We start from the raw sequence: 19,047 nt of genomic DNA, 5'->3' as shown, positions 1-19,047 counted from the left end.
TCCGAAGCGGACGCCGCCCTCGTGGTGGGTGGTGCGTTACGCGGCCAGCTTCGCCAGCGCCGCGTCGATCCGGGCCAGGGTCTGCTCCTTGCCCAGCACCTCCAGGGACTCGAACAGCGGCAGGCCGACCGTGCGGCCGGTGACGGCGACACGGACGGGGGCCTGGGCCTTGCCGAGCTTGAGGCCGTGGGCCTCGCCGGCGGCCAGGACGGCCTCCTTCAGCGACTCGGCGGAGGTCCAGTCGGCGGCCTCCAGCTTCTCGCGGGCGGTGCGCAGGAGGGCGTCCGAGCCTTCCTTCATGGCCTTGGTCCAGCTTGCCTCGTCCACCGCCGGCTCGGGCAGGAACAGGAAGTCGACGTTGTCGGTGATCTCGGAGAGCACCTTGAGGCGGGTCTGCGCGTGCGGCGCGATGGCCTGCCACTTCGCCTCGTCGAAGGCCTCCGGGGCCCAGGGGGCGAACGGGGCCCGGAGCCACGGGGCGCAGCGCTCCGTGAAGTCCTTCACGTCCAGCAGGCGGATGTGGTCGCTGTTGATGGCCTCGCACTTCTTCAGGTCGAAGCGGGCCGGGTTGGGGTTCACGTCGGAGATCTCGAACGCCGCGATCATCTCGTCGATCGAGAAGACGTCCTGGTCGGCCGAGAGGGACCAGCCGAGCAGGGAGAGGTAGTTGAGCAGGCCCTCGGGGAGGAAGCCGCGCTCCCGGTAGAGGTTGAGGGACGACTGCGGGTCGCGCTTGGAGAGCTTCTTGTTGCCCTCGCCCATGACGTACGGCAGGTGGCCGAAGGAGGGGGTCTCCTTGGCGATGCCGAGCTCGGTCAGCGCCTTGTACAGGGCGATCTGGCGCGGGGTGGAGGAGAGCAGGTCCTCGCCGCGCAGGACGTGGGTGATCTCCATCAGGGCGTCGTCGACCGGGTTGACCAGCGTGTAGAGCGGGGCGCCGTTGGCGCGGACGATGCCGTAGTCCGGGACGTTCTCCGGGGTGAAGGTCAGCTCGCCGCGGACCAGGTCCGTGAAGGTGATCGTCTCGTCGGGCATCCGGAAGCGGACGATCGGTTCCCGGCCCTGGGCCTTGTACTCCTCGACCTGGGCGTCGGTCAGCTCGCGGCAGTGGCCGTCGTAGCCGGAGGGCTTGCCGGCGGCGCGGGCGGCCTCGCGACGGGTGTCCAGCTCGTCCTGCGAGCAGTAGCAGCGGTAGGCGTGGCCGGCGTCGAGGAGCTTGGCCGCGACGTCCTTGTACAGGTCCATGCGCTGCGACTGGCGGTACGGCGCGTGCGGGCCGCCGACCTCGGGGCCCTCGTCCCAGTCGAAGCCCAGCCAGCGCATCGAGTCGAGCAGCTGGGTGTACGACTCCTCGGAGTCGCGGGCCGCGTCGGTGTCCTCGATGCGGAAGACCAGAGTGCCCTGGTGGTGCTTGGCGAACGCCCAGTTGAACAGGGCGGTGCGGACCAGGCCCACGTGGGGGTTACCGGTGGGCGACGGACAGAAACGGACGCGTACGGGAGTGCCGGGTGCGCTAGCCACGCTTGACAACCTTGTTGGTGAGAGTGCCGATGCCTTCGATGGTGACGGCGACCTCGTCGCCGACGTTCAGGGGGCCGACCCCAGCCGGGGTGCCCGTGAGGATCACGTCGCCGGGGAGCAGCGTCATGGCCTCGGAGATGTTGACGATCAGGTCCTCGATGGAGTGGATCATCTCGCTCGTACGGCCGAGCTGGCGCTGCTGGCCGTTGACCGTGAGCTGGATGGTCAGATCACTCGGGTCCAGGTCCGTCTCCACCCAGGGGCCGAGCGGGCAGGAGGAGTCGAAGCCCTTGGCCCGGGCCCACTGCTTCTCGCGCTTCTGGACGTCGCGGGCGGTGATGTCGTTGGCGCAGGTGTAGCCGAAGATCACGTCCTTGACGCGCTCGCGCGGGACCTCGCGGCACATCCGGCCGATGACGACGGCCAGCTCGGCCTCGTGGTGCACCTCCTGGGAGAAGGAGGGGTACTGGATGTCGTCGCCGGGGCCGATCACCGAGGTGGAGGGCTTGAAGAAGGCGAAGGGGGCGTCGGGGACCTCGTTGCCGAGTTCCCTGGCGTGCTCGGCGTAATTGCGGCCGAAGGCCACGACCTTGTTGGGAAGCACCGGCGGCAGCAGCCTGACCTTGCCCACTGGCACCTTCGTACCGGAGAGTTCGAAGTCCGCGAAAGGGATGCCCTTGATGATGTCCAGGACGAGCTCGTCCTGCTTTTCGCCCTCGATGGCGCCGAAGGCGACGTTCCCGTCGATGGAGAATCTGGCGATGCGCACGGGATGCTTGGCCCCTTGACTGAAGCGGCTGGAGTCTGACGCTCCAGGCTAACGCGGGCGGGTGTCCGCGCCGTGCTCATGATGAAGGGCGCCCCCCGCTGTCGGAGGGCGCCCTCGATGTTGCTGTCCTGCCGCCTTGAGCAGTCGGCGGCCGGTGCGCGTACTACCTGGCGTCACACCGCGGCCGCGACGGCCGCGACGGGGACCTCGGTGAGGATGGTGCGCTTGGGATTGGCGGTCTGGGCGGGGAGTTCGACGCGGTGCTCCGGCTGCTCCGGCGTCTGCAGTTCGTCGGCGTCGTCCAAGTGCGCCAGCGTCGTGCGTCGCGGGTTGGCGATCTTGTGGAACATCGTCGTCGTCTTCACTGTTTACTTGACCCTGTCCTGTGACGGCGCCGGGCGGGTCCATGGACTTCGCCCCGGGCGCGGGTTGTCGGTTTTGCCATCTCTGTAAAGCGTCAGGCTAAACATGGGATTCCCTGCGCAATCGCGGAGGGGCCATGATCAGCATGTGAGTTTCCTCACGAATCAGAGGCCGAATCGGTCAATCCGGACTCATGCCCCACCCCCATAAAAGGGACATCAACTCCCTGAAGCCACCATTCCGCTCCTGATCATGGCGACTGGGACACCCATCACCGCTTGACGACTCGCGGGTTTACGTCCGAAATGGACGAACTCACTTTCTACGTCCGGTGATCCGGCCCTCACGTGGTGTCACCTATGTCACGGCCTGGCCTACGGGCCTTGTTGGAGATCCTGTGCTGTGCTGGAATCTCACGGACCGCCGCAGGATCGAGCCGGCGCACAGGGGGCGCACAGACGCGCCGAGTGGCGGTGAGAAGGGGGAGCCAGCGCCGGTCACTCACGACCACCACGGGGGCGTACTCAGGGCGTCCCCAGAACGCCGACACCGTGTCCCGCCGCTCACGCGACGGGGTGCCTGGTCCAGAGGTTGCGACGCTAGTGCAGGGACGTTTCAAGAGGGATGGCAGCGCTTCGGCGGAGCCGGAGCCGCACGGCGGGACTGGCGCCATGAAGGGCGGCCCCGCGCCCCAGCACGCCCAGAACCAGGGCTCGGCCGGCGACGGCGGTGAGCGCTCCGGGCGGTCCGGTACATCGACCCCCTCGGCGGCCGCGAGCCCGGCTCCGCCGCTGAAGCCGCCGACGGGCCCCACCGGCCCCGGCCCGCGAATAGCCCTGCGCAACTGGCGCATCTCCACCCGACTGGTCTCGCTGCTCGCTCTGCCGGTGGTCGCGGCCACCTCGCTGGGCGCGCTGCGTATCAACCAGTCCATGGACGACATCCAGCAGCTCGACAACATGAAGCTGCTGACGGACATGACCAAGCAGGCCACCGAGCTGTCGGCCGCGCTCCAGGAGGAGCGCGACCAGTCGGCCGGCCCGCTCGCGCACGGCGGCAAGGCGACCGACTTCACGGTCAAGGGTCTGCGTGAGAAGACCGACCGGGCGATGAAGAACTTCCTCGACAGTTCCGAGGAGATCGACAGCGCCAGCAAGGAAGGCAACCTCAAGGGCGTCCGCGAGTACCTCATCCAGCTCGCCGGCGAGCTGGGCGACCTGGCGCAGATCCGCAAGAGCGCCTACGCCTCCGAGGGCAACTCCACGCAGACGATCGAGGCGTACCACCGTCTGATCGAGAACCTGGTCGACCTCTCCCAGGACATGGCGGAGGCGACCAGCAACCCGGACATGATCCAGCGCACTCGCGCACTGGCGGCCTTCTCCTCCGCCAAGGAGTACTCCTCCGTCCAGCGCGCGGCCCTCGCGGCGGCGCTGCCCGCGAGCAACACCACGACCGGCAAGCTCTCGCCGAACGACCGGCTCTACGCCGAGTCGTCCCTGGAGAGCCAGAAGTCCGAGATCCGCAGCTTCAAGAGCATCTACGGCGAGGACGCCGCCGCCGAGCTGCTCAAGCCGATCGAGGACGGCGGCAACTCCACGATCAAGGCCACCGACACCTACGCGGGCCGTGCCCTGGTCTCCGCGAGCGGTCTCGCCCAGCAGGACAAGCGGTCCTACCGCGACTGGCTGGACGACAGCTCCACCAAGATCCAGCAGATGAAGAACATCGAGCACACGCTGCTCGAGGAGATGGAACAGAAGGCCCGCGAGCTGCGCAGCGCCACGGAGCGCGACGCGATCATCTCCGGTGCGCTGATCCTGATCGTGCTCGGTGTGTCGCTGGTCGGCGCCTTCGTCGTGGCCCGCTCCATGATCCGCTCGCTGCGCCGCCTGGAGGAGACCGCGACCAAGGTCGCCTCCGACCGGCTGCCCGAGCTGGTCAAGCAGCTCTCCGAGTCCGACCCGCAGGACGTCGACACGTCCGTGGAGTCGGTCGGTGTGCACTCCCGGGACGAGATCGGCCGGGTGGCCGCGGCCTTCGACGACGTGCACCGCGAGGCGGTCCGGCTCGCCGCCGAGCAGGCCCTGCTGCGGGGCAACGTCAACGCGATGTTCACCAACCTCTCGCGCCGCTCCCAGGGTCTGATCCAGCGCCAGCTCTCGCTCATCTCCGAGCTGGAGTCCCGCGAGGCCGACCCGGACCAGCTCTCCTCGCTGTTCAAGCTCGACCACCTCGCGACGCGCATGCGCCGTAACGGTGAGAACCTCCTCGTGCTCGCGGGTGAGGAGCCCGGCCGCCGCTGGACCCGCCCGGTCCCGCTGGTCGACGTGCTCCGCGCCGCCGCGTCCGAGGTGGAGCAGTACGAGCGCATCGAGCTGGCCGCCGTGCCGACCACCGAAGTGGCCGGCCGGGTCGTCAACGACCTCGTGCACCTGCTCGCCGAGCTGCTGGAGAACGCGACCTCGTTCTCCTCGCCGCAGACCAAGGTCAAGGTCACCGGTCACGCGCTGCCCGACGGCCGTGTGCTGATCGAGATCCACGACACGGGTATCGGTCTGTCGCCGGAGGACCTGGCCGCGATCAACGAGCGGCTCGCCTCTCCCCCGACGGTGGACGTCTCCGTCTCCCGCCGCATGGGTCTGTTCGTGGTCGGCCGTCTGTCGCAGCGGCACGGCATCCGCATCCAGCTCCGCCCGTCCGACTCCGGTGGTACGACCGCGCTGGTCATGCTGCCCGTCGATGTCGCCCAGGGCGGCAGGAAGCCCCAGCCCAAGCAGCCCGGCCAGCCGCCGCTCGGAGGCGGCGGCCCGGCCGCAGCGCAGGCCGCCGCCGGTGTGGCCGCGGCCCGGCGTGGCGCGGTTGCCGGTGCCGGCCAGGGCGGCGGCGCGCTCGGGGCGGGTCCCTCCGGTGGCGGTGCCTTCGGTGCCGGTGCCTCCGGCGCGGGCCGGCTCGCTCCGGGCCAGAGCCCGCGAGCCGCGCTGCCCGGGCGGGACGCGGACGGTGGCCGTCCGGGAGCGCCGGGCGGAGCGCGCGGACCCCAAGGTCCCGAGAAGTCCTCGTCGTTGTTCGATCAGGGTGCTCCCCCCGCGCCCCCGCAGGGCCGTCCGGCTCCGGCCGGTGCCGGGTTCGGGCAGGCTCCGGGTGCCCCGCAGGGTCTGCAGGCCGCGGGCACGAACGGGCCGCAGGGCCAAGACGCCTTCGGCGGCGGCCGTGGCCAGCAGCGCCCGGGCGGCAACGCCGAGCAGGGCCAGGGCCGTCGGCCGCAGCTTCCGCCGCGCGACGGTCCGCGTGCCGAGCTGCCCGGTGGCGACTCGCAGCCGCGCGTGCCGAGCTGGAGCGACGAGAACGCCCAGCCGCCGGTGCCCCGTCCTTCGCTGGACGCCCCGCGTGGTCACGACGAGCCGGACGTCTCCCGTACGTCTCAGATGCCGCGGATCGACGACCGCCAGGGCCCGGGCGCGACGGCGGAGATCCCGGCCGTGCCGCGTGACGACGACCGGCACGCCCCCGGCTCGCCGGCCGACTTCGGCATGGGCGGCCCCCAGCACCCGGACCAGTACGCCTCCGGCACGAACGGATCGCACGACCCGGGTCAGTTCGTCCGCCCGGACGTCTTCGGCTCCCCGGCCGGCCGCCGCGACGGGTCGTCCACGACGGGCCAGTACCCGGCCCCGCAGGCCCCGCAGTCCTACGACAACGGCTCCACGGGCCAGTACCCGGCGCAGCGCCAGGACAACAGCGGCAGCCAGTACCCCGCGCCGCGCCAGGACAACGGGTCGACCGGCCAGTACCCGGCACCCCGCCAGGACAACGGCTCCGGCCGACCCACCCTTCCGGGTCCGGCCACCCCGGCCGACCCCGGTGGCAGGGGCCAGTTCGAGCGGCCTCAGGTCAACGGCGGCCGGGGCGGGTCCGACTTCGGTGCCCCGCGGCCGCCTGCCCCGCAGGCCCGGCCCGCCCGGCAGGAGCCCGAGGCCCTGCCGCCGGCGTCCGGTCCGGGCGACGGGCGTACGCCGCTGTACGACACACTGGAGACCAACTGGTTCCACGGCCAACACGGCCAACACGGCCAGCAGGAGCACCAGGAGCAGCAGCCGCAGAACAACGGCTCGGCTCCGGCCCCGCAGCAACCGCAGGGACCCACCGGTCCGCAGCGGTCTTCCGCCCCCGCCGGCTGGCGCAGCTCACCGAACGACGACCTCGGCCGCCAGGCCGAGCGCGTCCGCCAGCCCGCCGCGGGCGGTGTCACCACCTCCGGCCTGCCGCGCCGTGTGCCCCGGGCGAACCTCGTCGCGGGCACGGCTCAGCAGCAACCGGCACAGCAGAGCGGTCCGCAGATCTCCCGGGCGCCCGATGACGTCCGGGGCCGGCTGACCAATCTCCGTCGCGGTATCGCACAGGGTCGTCAGGCCGGGTCCACCCAGACCGGCAGCTTCCCTCGACCCTCTCACCAGCAGGAGCGTTAGTTGAGTCCGATGAGCCAGGCGGCACAGAACCTCAACTGGTTGATCACCAACTTCGTGGACAACACCCCCGGGGTGTCCCACACCGTCGTCGTGTCCGCCGACGGTCTCCTCCTGGCGATGTCGGAGGGCTTCCCGCGTGACCGCGCGGACCAGCTCGCGGCCGTCGCCTCGGGCCTGACGTCCCTGACGGCAGGCGCCTCCCGGATCTTCGAGGGGGGCGACGTCGCACAGACGGTCGTGGAGATGGAGCGGGGTTTCCTGTTCCTGATGTCCGTCTCGGACGGCTCGTCGCTGGCCGTCCTGGCACACCCCGATTGCGACATCGGCCTCGTCGGCTACGAGATGGCGCTCCTGGTCGACCGCGCGGGCGCGGTCCTCACCCCCGACCTGCGAGCTGAGCTCCAAGGCAGTCTGCTCCACTGAACGGCCCGGCACCACCCGTCTCACCACATCACCGTCCGGCCGCCACACACCCCACACAGGCCCCGTCAGACGGCTCGACTGACCGACTTGCTGTCCCGCCCGGAGGACCCATGACCCCGCCCCCCGCCTCTCATGATCCGTACGCGGTGCCGTACGAGGACGAGGGCGACCAGCCGCTGGTACGGCCTTATGCCATGACCGGCGGCCGGACGCGGCCGCGCTACCAGCTGGCCATCGAGGCTCTGATCAGCACGACCGCGGACCCCGCGGCACTCATGGGGCTGCTGCCGGAGCACCAGCGCATCTGCCACCTGTGCCGTGAGGTGAAGTCGGTCGCCGAGGTCTCGGCGCTGCTCAACATGCCGCTGGGTGTGGCCAGGATCCTCGTCGCGGACCTCGCGGAGGCCGGTCTCGTCGCGATCCACCAGCCGGGCGGCGACGACGCCACCGGCGCACCGGACGTGACACTGCTCGAAAGGGTGCTCAGTGGACTTCGCAAGCTCTGACGCGGGTCGTTCCACCACCTCCGCGAAGATCGTGGTGGCGGGCGGCTTCGGCGTGGGCAAGACCACGTTCGTCGGTGCCGTATCGGAGATCAACCCGCTGCGCACGGAGGCCGTCATGACCTCCGCCAGCGCGGGGATCGACGACCTGACCCACACCGGGGACAAGACCACCACCACGGTGGCCATGGACTTCGGCCGTATCACCCTGGACCAGGACCTGATCCTGTACCTCTTCGGTACGCCGGGCCAGGACCGCTTCTGGTTCATGTGGGACGACCTGGTGCGCGGCGCCATCGGCGCGGTGGTCCTGGTGGACACGCGCCGGCTGGCCGACTGCTTCCCGGCCGTCGACTACTTCGAGAACAGCGGCCTGCCCTTCGTCGTCGCGCTGAACGGCTTCGACGGCCAGCAGCCCTACCAGCCCGAGGAGGTGCGCGAGGCGTTGCAGATCGGGCCGGACACCCCGATCATCACGACGGACGCCCGCCACCGGGCCGATGCGAAGAGTGCCCTGATCACGCTGGTCGAGCACGCTTTGATGGCACGGCTGAGATAGCACCCAATTCAAGAGCACCATACGGCAGTTGTCGTAGATGCACCGGAGCCGACTGTGTCCTTTGACACGGTCGGCCAAGGTGTTCATAACGTTTCGGCAGTGGAATCGGGTGGTACGGCCACTCGTCGCGCACATCCGGTCTCGCTGCGCGCACAATCGCCCCGCCTTTTGGCGGGGCTCGCTCTTTATGACCGTTTTATCTGGGGCTTACATCACTCGGATTCCCCTCCTCGGACTGTTTGGAAGAGCGCAGGTCGTCGTGCTGGAATGCCTGAACTGCCCAATAGTCAATGACGCACTCGTCCGTCGATGGCGTGTTGGGCGCTGAGACACTGCGGCACAACGTTGGTGCCGACCGCCGAGAGGTTGTTGGTCGAGTGAGGCGAAGCAAGAACAGTCCCGAGCCGTCGGCCCGGGGCAACTTCACCCCGCCGCCGCGCACAGCGGCGCCCGCCCCCGTGCCCGGTTCGGAGCCGACGGCCGCGCCTGCCGAGAGCAGCGGCCGTTTCTCCCCGCGCAACTGGCGCGTGGCGACCAGGCTCAACGCGATCCTGCTCATACCCGTGATGGTCGGCCTCGTCATGGGCGGCTTCCAGGTGAAGAGCTCGATCGACACCTGGCAGGAGGCCGAGGACGCGCAGAACACCGCACGTCTGGTGCGGGCCTCCCTGCTGTATGCCAACGCCCTCTACAACGAGCGCGACACCTCTGCGGCGCCCCTGCTGAAGGGCAGCGCCCAGACGGCCCAGGACAAGGCGACCGTCACCCAGGTCCGCAAGGCCACCGACGAGGCCGCCGACGCCTTCGACACCGCGGCCCAGAGCATGCCGGCCAAGCCCGGCCTCGAGCGCCGTCTGAAGCTGTTCCGCGAGGCGGAGCCGAAGCTGCAGACCCTGCGCCAGGTCGCGTACACCTCCAAGCTCAAGGGTGTGCAGACCGAGGAGGGCTACGTCGAGGTGGCCCACCCGCTGACGGAGTTCGCCAACGAGCTGGGCCTGGGCACCGGCAACATCACCAGCTACGGCCGGACCGTGTACGCCATCGAGCTCACCAAGGCGGCCCTGTCGCTGCAGCGCTCGATCGGCATGCACATCCTGGTCAAGCCGGGCCCGGACGACGGCAACCTGGCCAGCCAGCGCATCGCCCTGTCCTCGTACGCCTACCTCGAGCGCATCGCCGTCGAGGAGTACATCGGCGGCGGTACCGAGCAGGACGCGGCCAAGCTCAAGACGGCCGAGGCCAAGATGAAGACCGACGGCGCCGCGATGGCCCGGGAGGCCAAGGCCAAGAACCCGGACTACGTCCCCCCGCCGGCCAACCCGACGACGATGGTCTCGGCCGTCGCGACGCTCCCGAGCACCGACCCGAGTGCCCGCGCCGCGCTCGCCGAGAAGGGCGTCACCGCCGAGAACTGGTGGGCGGTCAACACGCTCAAGTTCAACGCGTACGAGAAGATCGAGGCGGACATGGCCGACAAGGCCGTGAGCGAAGCCTCCGACATCGCCGACGGCGCCCAGCAGGACGCCTACATCACCGGTGCCGCCGTCGTGGTCGCCCTGCTCCTCGCCTTCATCCTGGCCGGCGCGGTGGCCCGACAGATGAGCCGCTCGATGCGCCAGCTCCGCAACGCCGCCTTCGGCATCGCCGAGCAGCGTCTGCCGATGCTGGTCGACCAGCTCTCGCGCACCGACCCCGGCCGAGTCGACACCCGTGTCCAGGCCATCCCGATCACCACCACCGACGAGATCGGCGAAGTCGCCCGCGCCTTCGACCAGGTCCACCGCGAGGCCGTCCGGCTCGCCGCCGAGCAGGCCCTGCTGCGGGGCAACATCAACGCGATCTTCACCAACCTGTCGCGCCGCAACCAGTCGCTGATCGAGGGCCAGCTGACCCTGATCACCGACCTGGAGAACAACGAGGCCGACCCGGACCAGCTCGAGAACCTCTTCCGGCTGGACCACCTCGCGACCCGTATGCGCCGCAACGGCGAGAACCTCCTGGTCCTCGCCGGCGAGGAGCCCGGCCGCCGCTGGGACCAGCCGGTCCCGCTGGTCGACGTGCTGCGCGCCGCCTCCTCCGAGGTGGAGCAGTACGAGCGCGTCGAGCTCTCGGGCGTCCCGGAGGCCGAGATCCACGGCCGTGCCGTGACCGACCTCGTGCACCTGCTCGCCGAGCTGCTGGAGAACGCCACGACGTTCTCCTCCCCGCAGACCAAGGTTCGCGTGACCGCCACCCGTCTCCCCGACGGCCGGGTCATGATCGAGATCCACGACAAGGGCATCGGCCTCACCGCCGAGGACTTCGCGGACATCAACCACAAGCTGGCCAACCCGCCGACCGTGGACGCCGCGATCTCGCAGCGCATGGGCCTCTTCGTGGTCGGCCGGCTGTCCGACCGGCACGGCATCCGCGTCCAGCTCCGCCCCTCGGGCGAGCAGGCCGGTACGACCTCGCTGGTCATGCTGCCCGACGCGATCACCCACGGTGGTGGCGGCGAGCAGCACGTGGACCGCGACGAGTTCACCGTCTCGCAGATCATCCCCGAGCAGAACTACGGCGGCGAGAACTTCAGCCAGCCCATGCGCACGGCCGCGGAACTCGGCTTCGACGACAGCCGTTACTCCGAGGTCCCCGACGACATACGTGAGCTGGACCCCGTCGGCCGCTCCCTGATGCGCGAGGAGCGCCGGGCGGCCCTGGAGTCCCAGTCGCACGAGCAGCCCGCCCTCCCCGGGCGCAACCCGCAGGACCCCGACGAGGGGCACGGGTACCCCGAGGACTTCAACGGGCAGCAGGGCTACGACACCGGCCAGGCCTACGACACGGGCCGGACCGGCTACCCCCAGCAGCAGCCCCCCGCGTACGACCGTCAGGCGACGTACGAGGACCAGCAGGCGCAGTACGAGGAGCAGCGGCACACGGCGTACGAGGAGCCGCAGCGCTCTGCGTACGACGAGCAGTACTACGCGCCCAACGGCGGCCTGCCGCAGAACGACACCTTCTCGCCGAACGGCGGCTACCCGGAGCCCTCCTATGCGGAGCCGGCTCAGGAGGAGCCCCCGGCGCAGGGTGCGAGCGGGCAGGGCGGTTTCGCCGCGTTCGAGCAGCGGCGTCACCAGGACGACTGGCCGCAGCAGGACGGTTACCAGAACGGCTACCCGAGCCAGTACCCTTCTCAGGCCCAGGAAACGGAATCTGCGCAGGCCGCTGACGCAAGTGAGCAGGACCGCGTAGGCTTCGACCGTCCGGGACCGGCTCACTCCGCCGCCCACTCGATGACCGACGCGGGACTCCCCCGCCGCGGACCCACTGCGAGCGGTGCGAACGGCACGGGCGGCGCCCGGCACGCGAGCCAGGAGCCTCCGGCTTCCACCCCGGAGAGCACCGGCGACAGCGACTGGCGCTCGGCTAACGACGAGCGGTGGCAGCAGGCTTCGCAGCTCCGGAAGCCCAGGGCCGGCGGGGTCACCTCCTCCGGCCTGCCGAGGCGGGTACCCAAGGCCAACCTGATCGAGGGTGCCGCCGAGAACACCCCCCAGGGAGGCCCGCAGGTCTCCCGCGCCCCGGAGGACGTCCGGGGCAGGCTGAGCAACCTGCGTCGCGGCGTGGAACGCGGACGCAACGCAGGCAGTGAAACGAACGGCCAGGGCTTCGGTCCTGACAGCACCTACAACCAGGAGCGTTAGTGTGAGCCCGATGAGCCAGGCGGCACAGAACCTGAACTGGTTGATCACCAACTTCGTGGACAACACCCCGGGGGTGTCCCACACCGTGGTGGTCTCCGCCGACGGACTCCTTCTGGCGATGTCCGAAGGCTTCCCCCGCGACCGCGCCGACCAGCTCGCGGCCGTCGCATCCGGCCTGACGTCCCTGACGGCAGGCGCCTCCCGGATCTTCGAGGGAGGCGCTGTGAACCAGACGGTTGTGGAGATGGAGCGGGGATTCCTCTTCATCATGTCCGTATCCGACGGCTCGTCCCTCGCGGTTCTCGCACATCCCGAGGCGGACATCGGTCTCATCGGGTACGAGATGGCACTGCTGGTCGACCGAGCCGGTACGGTCCTGACACCGGACCTTCGTGCGGAGCTCCAGGGGAGCCTGCTCAACTAACGGACGGACGGTGCGTTTTGGCGTCCCGTGGCCGTAAAGTTTCGGGACGCGGCTCCACAGCGATGGGTGCCAGGCACAGTCGGAGGAGGAGAAAGTGGCAACACCCCCAGGCGGTTCGTCTTCGGGCAACTGGTCGTACGGCCCTGCCCAGGGCCAGAACGACGGTGCGCAGAACCCGAACCGTTACAACTTCCCCTCCACACCGAGCCACCGGCAGCCGTACGCGCCGCAGGGCCCCGGCCCGTCGCCGTACGACCAGCCACCGGCCCCGCGTATCCAGCCTGTGCAGCCGCAGCGCCGCACCCCCGAGCCCGCGCCCGCCGGGGCGTCGAACAACCCGCTGGTGCGTCCGTACGCCATGACCGGTGGCCGGACCCGCCCGCGTTACCAGCTCGCCATCGAGGCGCTGGTGCACACCACTGCGCAGCCGCACCAGATGCAGGGCCAGTTGCCCGAGCATCAGCGGATCTGCAACCTCTGCCGGGAAATCAAGTCGGTCGCCGAGATCTCGGCGCTCCTCACGATCCCTCTCGGCGTGGCCAGGATCCTCGTCGCCGACTTGGCGGAGGCGGGACTGGTCGCCATCCATCAGCCCGGCGGCGACGAGAACGCCGGCGGCCAGCCAGACGTGACACTGCTCGAAAGGGTGCTCAGTGGACTTCGCAAGCTCTAGCGGCGGTCCTTCCCGCTCCACCACCTCAGCGAAGATCGTGGTGGCGGGTGGCTTCGGCGTGGGCAAGACCACGTTCGTCGGGGCCGTCTCGGAGATCAACCCGCTGCGTACCGAGGCCGTCATGACGTCAGCTTCGGCCGGCATCGACGATCTCACCCACACCGGGGACAAGACGACCACCACGGTCGCCATGGACTTCGGCCGTATCACCCTGGACCAGGACCTGATCCTGTACCTCTTCGGTACGCCCGGTCAGGACCGCTTCTGGTTCATGTGGGACGACCTGGTGCGCGGCGCCATCGGCGCGATCGTCCTGGTGGACACGCGGCGTCTCGCCGACTGCTTCCCGGCTGTCGACTACTTCGAGAACTCGGGTCTGCCGTTCGTGATCGCACTGAACGGCTTCGACGGGCAGCAGCCGTACAACCCGGACGAGGTGCGTGAGGCTCTGCAGATCGGGCCGGACACGCCGATCATCACGACGGATGCGCGGCATCGGGCCGATGCGAAGTCGGCGTTGATCACGCTGGTCGAGCACGCGCTTATGGCACGGCTTCGTTAGTCAGTAGCTGTGGGACAGCCCCTGGCGGCCTCTGGGTTGCCGGGGGCTGTTGCGTTGCCGGGTGCGGGTTGTTCGTGGCTTGTCGCGCAGTTCCCCGCGCCCCTAAAAGCCAAAAGCAAAAGCAAAAAGCAAGAGGCCCCTCCCGGTGGAGGGGCCTCTTTGGGTGCTGGGGTCAGCGCCAGCTGTGGGGGGCGCGGAAGCCCGGCTCGCGTTCCAGGCGGCGCCAGCCGGCCTTGATGCGGCCGCGGTGCGTCGGGGTCGGGTCGGTGGGGCGGGCGGCGGCGCGGGCCAGGAGGATCGCCGTGATGGCGGCGACTTCCTCGGGCTCGGCGTGGCCCTTCTCGACGCGGATGTCAGGGGTGTCCATGGGTGTCAGTCTCCGTGAGAGAGATGTCCGCTGGGTTACTGCGGAGGGTTGCCGTGCTTGCGGGAAGGCAGGTCGGCGTGCTTGGTCTGGAGCATCGCGAGGGACTTGATCAGTACCTCGCGGGTCTCGGCGGGGTCGATGACGTCGTCGACCAGGCCGCGCTCCGCCGCGTAGTACGGGTGCATCAGCTCGGACTTGTACTCCTTGACCATGCGGGCCCGCATGGCCTCGGGGTCCTCGGCCTCGGCGATCTGGCGGCGGAAGATGACGTTGGCCGCACCCTCCGCGCCCATGACGGCGATCTCGTTCGTCGGCCAGGCGTAGGTGAGGTCCGCACCGATGGACTGGCTGTCCATGACGATGTACGCACCTCCGTAGGCCTTGCGCAGGATCAGCGAGATCCTCGGCACGGTGGCGTTGCAGTAGGCGTAGAGCAGCTTCGCGCCGTGGCGGATGATCCCACCGTGCTCCTGGTCGACGCCGGGCAGGAACCCGGGTACGTCCAGAAGAGTGATGATCGGGATGTTGAAGGCGTCGCACATCTGGACGAAGCGGGCCGCCTTCTCGGAGGCCTCGATGTCCAGGACGCCGGCGAGCGCCTGCGGCTGGTTGGCGACGATGCCGACGACCTGGCCGTCCATCCGGCCCAGGGCGCAGATGATGTTCCGCGCCCAGCGCTCGTGGACCTCCAGGTAGTCGCCGTCGTCGACGATCTCCTCGATGACCTTGGCCATGTCGTACGGCCGGTTGCCGTCCGCCGGGACCAGGTCCAGGAGGACGTCCGAGCGGCGGTCCACCGCGTCCGTGGCCTGCGCGCGCGGCGGGTTCTCGCGGTTGTTCTGCGGGAGCAGCGAGAGGAGGTAGCGGACCTCAGCGATGCAGGTCTCCTCGTCGTCGTACGCGAAGTGGGAGACGCCGCTGGTCTCCGCGTGCACGTCGGCGCCGCCGAGGCCGTTCTGGGTGATCTCCTCGCCGGTGACCGCCTTGACGACGTCCGGGCCGGTGATGAACATCTGCGAGGTCTCGCGGACCATGAACACGAAGTCCGTCAGGGCGGGGCTGTAGGCCGCGCCGCCCGCACACGGGCCGAGCATCACCGAGATCTGCGGGATCACGCCCGACGCCTTGGTGTTGCGCTGGAAGATGCCGCCGTAGCCGGCGAGCGCGGAGACGCCCTCCTGGATACGGGCGCCGGCGCCGTCGTTCAGCGAGACCAGAGGGGCCCCGGCCGAGATGGCCATGTCCATGATCTTGTGGATCTTGGTGGCGTGGGCCTCGCCCAGCGCGCCGCCGAAGACCCGGAAGTCATGGGCGTAGACGAAGACCGTCCGGCCCTCCACCGTCCCCCAGCCGGTGATCACACCGTCGGTGTACGGCTTCTTGGCCTCCAGGCCGAAGCCCGTGGCCCGGTGCCGGCGGAGCTGCTCGACCTCGCGGAAGGAATCCGGGTCGAGGAGCAGCTCGATGCGCTCCCGCGCGGTCAGCTTGCCCTTGGCGTGCTGCGCCTTGGTCGCCTTCTCGCTCGGTCCGGCCACCGCCTGCGCACGGATCTCGTGCAGTTCGGCCACGCGTCCGCGCGCGTCGGTCGGCTCACCCGGCGCCTCATCCAAAACGGTCATGTAGCGACCATACGAAGCCAACCCAGGAAAGCGGGCCGTCGACTCCTCACAGTCTCCAGCGTGTTTTCCTGGTACCCCTGAACAGAACCATGGCGGAGTGCAGCCAATCCGACTGCTCAGAGGGTGTGCGGCTTGTAGGGGTCGCACAAAGACCTCAACCGAGAGTCACCTCACATCGGTGCGTGGCGCATACCTCCCCCGGGGTGACGCGCAGCCTCAGTCGAGGGCCGGTCGAGAGCACCTCGACGGTCTCGTCCGCGCCGATGATCCGGCGGACCGGGCGGTCCCAGGTGATCTCCAGCGGCTTGCCCGTGCGGGGCGGCTCGCTCGCACAGAGGGTAGCGGTACGGCCCCGGCGGACGGTCAGCACGCTCGCGCCGGCGGAAGCGGTGAGCGGGCCCGCCGTGCCGGCCTGCCAGAAGTTCGCGGCCGTGCAGCCGAGGGAGGGCACGGTGACCGCCTGGCAGGTCGCGTCGTTGGCGAGGACCGACAGCCAGCGGCGGTCGACGGCGCGGCGGGCGACCGCGCGGCGGGACGCCCCGGGCATGAGGACGTAGGCGTACGTGGCGTCCTCCGGGTCGGTGCCGTGGTCGAGCCAGAGGGTCTGCCAGCGGCGGGTGCGCCGCTCCGGCGTGCTGCCGGTGTTGATGTCGGACCAGGCGCCGGTGCGGTCCTCGCGCAGCGCCTTCGGCTCACGGCCGAGCAGGACCCAGCCGCCGTGGTCCTCCAGGTGGGCCCAGTTCGGGCCCTTCACGAAGCGCTGGGTGCCGGACTCGCCGAGGTTGCGGTTGTCGACGATCGTCTCCACCGGGACGCCGTCGGCACTGCTGATCCCGGCGCCGAGGCAGATCACCGCGTCCGCGAGGCAGAACCAGGACTTGCGGGCCTGGAGGGTGGAGCCGAGGCCTTTGAGGTGCTGGCCGAGCGCCGCGTACGCGCCGTCGGTGGTGCCGCCGACCCAGCGCGCGTCCGGGCGGGCGGTGCCCCACTCGCCGCCTTCCCGGTCGGCCAGGCGTTTGGTGGAGACGGTGGTGCCGGGCAGGCGGTACCAGTCCACCGTCGGCCAGAACCAGTCCGTGTACTGGTCGCTCGTACCGGACCACCAGCTCACCATCCCCGCGCCGGTGTGCCAGCCGCGTGGGTTCTCGCCGTTGCCGCACTCGTAGTGGGCGATGCGGTCGCTGGCCATGGCGATGTTCACGGTGAAGCCGGGGCGGCGGTGGACGGCACGGTCCATGGCGGCGAAGAGGTGGTGTCCGGTGGGTTCGGGTGCGGCCGGGGCGGGCGAGGCGGCGATGGCGTGCAGCCGGGCCAGGTCGGCCACGCCGAACTGGGGTGCCGTCAGGATCGGGGTGACCGTGTCCCGTTCGATCCAGCCCTTGATACGGGCGTGCCAGCGGTCGCGTTCCGCGGGGGTCGCGGCGGCCGCGAGGAGGGCGATGGCCGCGATGAGCTGCTGTCCGTGGAAGTGGTCGCTGCGCATGACCTTGCGGTCGTCGGTGCTGAGGTAACCGCGGCTGATGGCCCGGCCGTTGACGCTGTCCATGACCAGTCCGTCGTGGAGGAGCGGCGCGTAGGCCTGCTCGACGCTGTCGAGGATGATCTGCCGGTCGGGGTCGGTGACCGCCCAGTCGGATCCGGCGAGCAGGGCGAAGAGCCGGCCGAGGCCGTCGAGCATGACCTGTCCGTAGGTGCCCGAGTAGGCGACCCAGGTGTGCTGGACGAAGGAGCCGTCGGCGTAGAGGCCGTCGCCCCGGGTGACGTACGGGAAGACCGGGGAGAGCGCGTCACGGGCGAGGGCGATCTTGGCCGGGTCGCGACCGAGGATGCCGCGCAGGGCGACGGAGCGGCACAGGTCGACACGGTTGGCGCCGGTGGAGGTACCGGTGTAGTCGCCGAGGGCCGAGTCGGGGACGAAGTGATCGACGGCGGCGCAGGCGGCCCGGACGCGGGGGTCGCCCAGCTCGTCGTACAGGGCGGCTGTGATGTCCGTGAGCAGGCGAGGGCTGCCGATCTGCCATTCCCACCAGTTGCCGTAGCGGGTGGTGGAGGGGTTGTAGACGGTCGCGGAGAGGTGGTCGAGGCCGCGCAGGACGTCGGCGAGGAGGTCCGGGTCGGCGGTCGAGCCGGTGCCCTGCTGGGCGTAGGCCTGGGTCATGGTCCACAGGCGGCCGTAGCTGAGGGTGATGCCGGCCGGCGGGTCGAAGGGGTGCCCGGGCCAGAGGGAGTTCGCCGCCGGGGCCATGGAGGCGCGCAGGGCGCGGGCGAGTTCACCGGTCTCGGCGAGCCGGGAGGCGTACGGCTCCGCGGCCGGGTCGTAGCCGTCACCGAGCGCGATGCCGAGCCAGCGCCGGCGGAGGGTGTCGTACGGATCGGCGTCGGGAGCATCCGTGCCGCGGGGCGCGGGCGCCGCCCCGCCGGTCGCCGCCAGCGCCGCGGCCGCGACCAGCAGGGCCCGGCGGCTGGGGCGGAACAGGGTGGCGGCGGCCTTGGCCGTACGGCGAGTGAAGACACGACGCTGGGGAGTCATGCCCATGCCCTACCACGGGGAGACGGTCACCTGAACGGAGGATCCGGCCGGAGTGACCGGGATGGGGGAACGGGGGGACGCGGAGAGGCGAGCGGTCCCGCTGCGCCGCCCTGCGGGACGGCTGGCCGCCGGGGCTGCCTGACGGCAAGCCGGGTGAGCGGTTCGGCGGGTGCGGGCCCGGGAGGGGCAAGGAGGCAGGCGGTGGGGAGAGGGCACGACGGGGCCGGGGAGCCGGGCGCGGGCTGGGGAACGAGCACGGGCCGGGGGCCGAGCAGGCGCCGGCAACGAAGCGCGGGCGGGGCTCGGGCGGGGGCTCGGCAACGGCCGGGCTCGTGCGGGTCCCGGGCCTCGGGCGGGTCCCGGGCCTCGAGCGAGGGCTCAGGCGCAGGCCGACACGCGGGGCTCGAGCGCGGCCGGGGCTCGGGCTCGGGCGGGGGCTCGGCAACGGCCGGGCTCGTGCGGGTCCCGGGGCTCGACCGGGTCCCGGGGCTCGAGCGGGTCCCGGGCCTCGAGCGAGGGCTCAGGCGCAGGCCGACACGCGGGGCTCGAGCGCGGCCGGGGCTCGGGCACGGGCGGGGG

At 70.5% G+C, this 19,047-nt stretch carries 14 protein-coding genes; 8 read left to right on the top strand and 6 right to left on the bottom strand.

Annotation, left to right across the window (positions count from 1 at the left end):
- Positions 1 to 36: 36 nt before the first annotated feature.
- From gltX to ACFTZL_RS21725, 3 genes are all read right to left on the bottom strand, one after another.
- The gene (gene gltX, locus ACFTZL_RS21735; protein ID WP_382585173.1) at positions 37 to 1,521 is read right to left on the bottom strand and encodes a glutamate--tRNA ligase; all 1,485 of its coding nucleotides are present in this window, start codon (positions 1,519 to 1,521) and stop codon (positions 37 to 39) included.
- Complete coding sequence (locus ACFTZL_RS21730) at positions 1,514 to 2,290, bottom strand: fumarylacetoacetate hydrolase family protein (RefSeq protein WP_382585170.1); 777 nt, start codon at positions 2,288 to 2,290, stop codon at positions 1,514 to 1,516. Before ACFTZL_RS21730 ends, gltX begins: the two co-directional genes overlap by 8 nt.
- Before the next feature lie 173 nt (positions 2,291 to 2,463).
- Complete coding sequence (locus ACFTZL_RS21725; RefSeq protein ID WP_382585176.1) at positions 2,464 to 2,655, bottom strand: hypothetical protein; 192 nt, start codon at positions 2,653 to 2,655, stop codon at positions 2,464 to 2,466.
- Between the two features lie 600 nt (positions 2,656 to 3,255).
- Between ACFTZL_RS21725 and ACFTZL_RS21720 the strand changes: the two genes are divergently transcribed.
- From ACFTZL_RS21720 to ACFTZL_RS21685, 8 genes are all read left to right on the top strand, one after another.
- Positions 3,256 to 7,122, top strand: coding sequence for a nitrate- and nitrite sensing domain-containing protein (locus ACFTZL_RS21720; protein ID WP_382585167.1), 3,867 nt, complete (start codon positions 3,256 to 3,258; stop codon positions 7,120 to 7,122).
- A 9-nt stretch (positions 7,123 to 7,131) separates the two neighbouring features.
- Positions 7,132 to 7,545 (top strand): roadblock/LC7 domain-containing protein, encoded by a 414-nt coding sequence (locus ACFTZL_RS21715; RefSeq protein ID WP_030667329.1) that lies wholly within the window; start codon positions 7,132 to 7,134, stop codon positions 7,543 to 7,545.
- Between the two features lie 110 nt (positions 7,546 to 7,655).
- A complete protein-coding gene (locus ACFTZL_RS21710) occupies positions 7,656 to 8,051 on the top strand; it encodes a DUF742 domain-containing protein (RefSeq protein WP_382585165.1) in 396 nt (131 codons plus the stop codon).
- On the top strand, positions 8,032 to 8,607 hold the full coding sequence (locus tag ACFTZL_RS21705) for an ATP/GTP-binding protein (RefSeq protein ID WP_104781463.1): 576 nt from the start codon (positions 8,032 to 8,034) through the stop codon (positions 8,605 to 8,607). The genes ACFTZL_RS21710 and ACFTZL_RS21705 overlap by 20 nt, the downstream gene beginning before the upstream one ends.
- 377 nt (positions 8,608 to 8,984) lie before the next feature.
- Positions 8,985 to 12,293: a nitrate- and nitrite sensing domain-containing protein gene (locus ACFTZL_RS21700; protein ID WP_382585162.1), complete on the top strand. Its 3,309-nt coding sequence runs from the start codon at positions 8,985 to 8,987 to the stop codon at positions 12,291 to 12,293.
- A gap of 10 nt (positions 12,294 to 12,303) precedes the next feature.
- Positions 12,304 to 12,717: a roadblock/LC7 domain-containing protein gene (locus tag ACFTZL_RS21695; protein WP_003993185.1), complete on the top strand. Its 414-nt coding sequence runs from the start codon at positions 12,304 to 12,306 to the stop codon at positions 12,715 to 12,717.
- Positions 12,718 to 12,811: 94 nt separating this feature from the next.
- Complete coding sequence (locus ACFTZL_RS21690; RefSeq protein ID WP_184598587.1) at positions 12,812 to 13,390, top strand: DUF742 domain-containing protein; 579 nt, start codon at positions 12,812 to 12,814, stop codon at positions 13,388 to 13,390.
- Positions 13,371 to 13,952, top strand: a complete 582-nt coding sequence (locus ACFTZL_RS21685; RefSeq protein WP_009314218.1) for an ATP/GTP-binding protein — start codon at positions 13,371 to 13,373, stop codon at positions 13,950 to 13,952. Before ACFTZL_RS21690 ends, ACFTZL_RS21685 begins: the two co-directional genes overlap by 20 nt.
- Positions 13,953 to 14,124: 172 nt before the next feature.
- Here the strand turns inward: ACFTZL_RS21685 and ACFTZL_RS21680 are convergent, their stop codons facing one another.
- The 3 genes from ACFTZL_RS21680 to ACFTZL_RS21670 form a co-directional block, all read right to left on the bottom strand.
- Positions 14,125 to 14,319 (bottom strand): acyl-CoA carboxylase subunit epsilon, encoded by a 195-nt coding sequence (locus ACFTZL_RS21680; RefSeq protein WP_382585158.1) that lies wholly within the window; start codon positions 14,317 to 14,319, stop codon positions 14,125 to 14,127.
- A 35-nt stretch (positions 14,320 to 14,354) separates the two neighbouring features.
- Positions 14,355 to 15,938, bottom strand: coding sequence for an acyl-CoA carboxylase subunit beta (locus tag ACFTZL_RS21675; RefSeq protein ID WP_382585155.1), 1,584 nt, complete (start codon positions 15,936 to 15,938; stop codon positions 14,355 to 14,357).
- A 154-nt stretch (positions 15,939 to 16,092) separates the two neighbouring features.
- Positions 16,093 to 18,468, bottom strand: a complete 2,376-nt coding sequence (locus ACFTZL_RS21670) for a polysaccharide lyase 8 family protein (protein ID WP_382585153.1) — start codon at positions 18,466 to 18,468, stop codon at positions 16,093 to 16,095.
- Positions 18,469 to 19,047: the final 579 nt, after the last annotated feature.

Origin of the sequence: Streptomyces sp. NPDC056948 (genome assembly GCF_042674225.1) — a bacterium.
Lineage (GTDB): Bacteria > Actinomycetota > Actinomycetes > Streptomycetales > Streptomycetaceae > Streptomyces > Streptomyces purpurascens.
Note: the sequence above shows the minus strand (reverse complement) of the source record. Positions and strands in the feature narration are given on the sequence as shown.

Excerpts from the sequence above, each read along its gene's own strand:
- ACFTZL_RS21670 (WP_382585153.1), bottom strand. The coding sequence starts at position 18,468 with ATGACTCCCCAGCGTCGTGTCTTCACTCGCCGTACGGCCAAGGCCGCC.
- ACFTZL_RS21715 (WP_030667329.1), top strand. The coding sequence starts at position 7,132 with ATGAGCCAGGCGGCACAGAACCTCAACTGGTTGATCACCAACTTCGTG.
- ACFTZL_RS21695 (WP_003993185.1), top strand. The coding sequence starts at position 12,304 with ATGAGCCAGGCGGCACAGAACCTGAACTGGTTGATCACCAACTTCGTG.
- ACFTZL_RS21680 (WP_382585158.1), bottom strand. The coding sequence starts at position 14,319 with ATGGACACCCCTGACATCCGCGTCGAGAAGGGCCACGCCGAGCCCGAG.
- ACFTZL_RS21710 (WP_382585165.1), top strand. The coding sequence starts at position 7,656 with ATGACCCCGCCCCCCGCCTCTCATGATCCGTACGCGGTGCCGTACGAG.
- ACFTZL_RS21675 (WP_382585155.1), bottom strand. The coding sequence starts at position 15,938 with ATGACCGTTTTGGATGAGGCGCCGGGTGAGCCGACCGACGCGCGCGGA.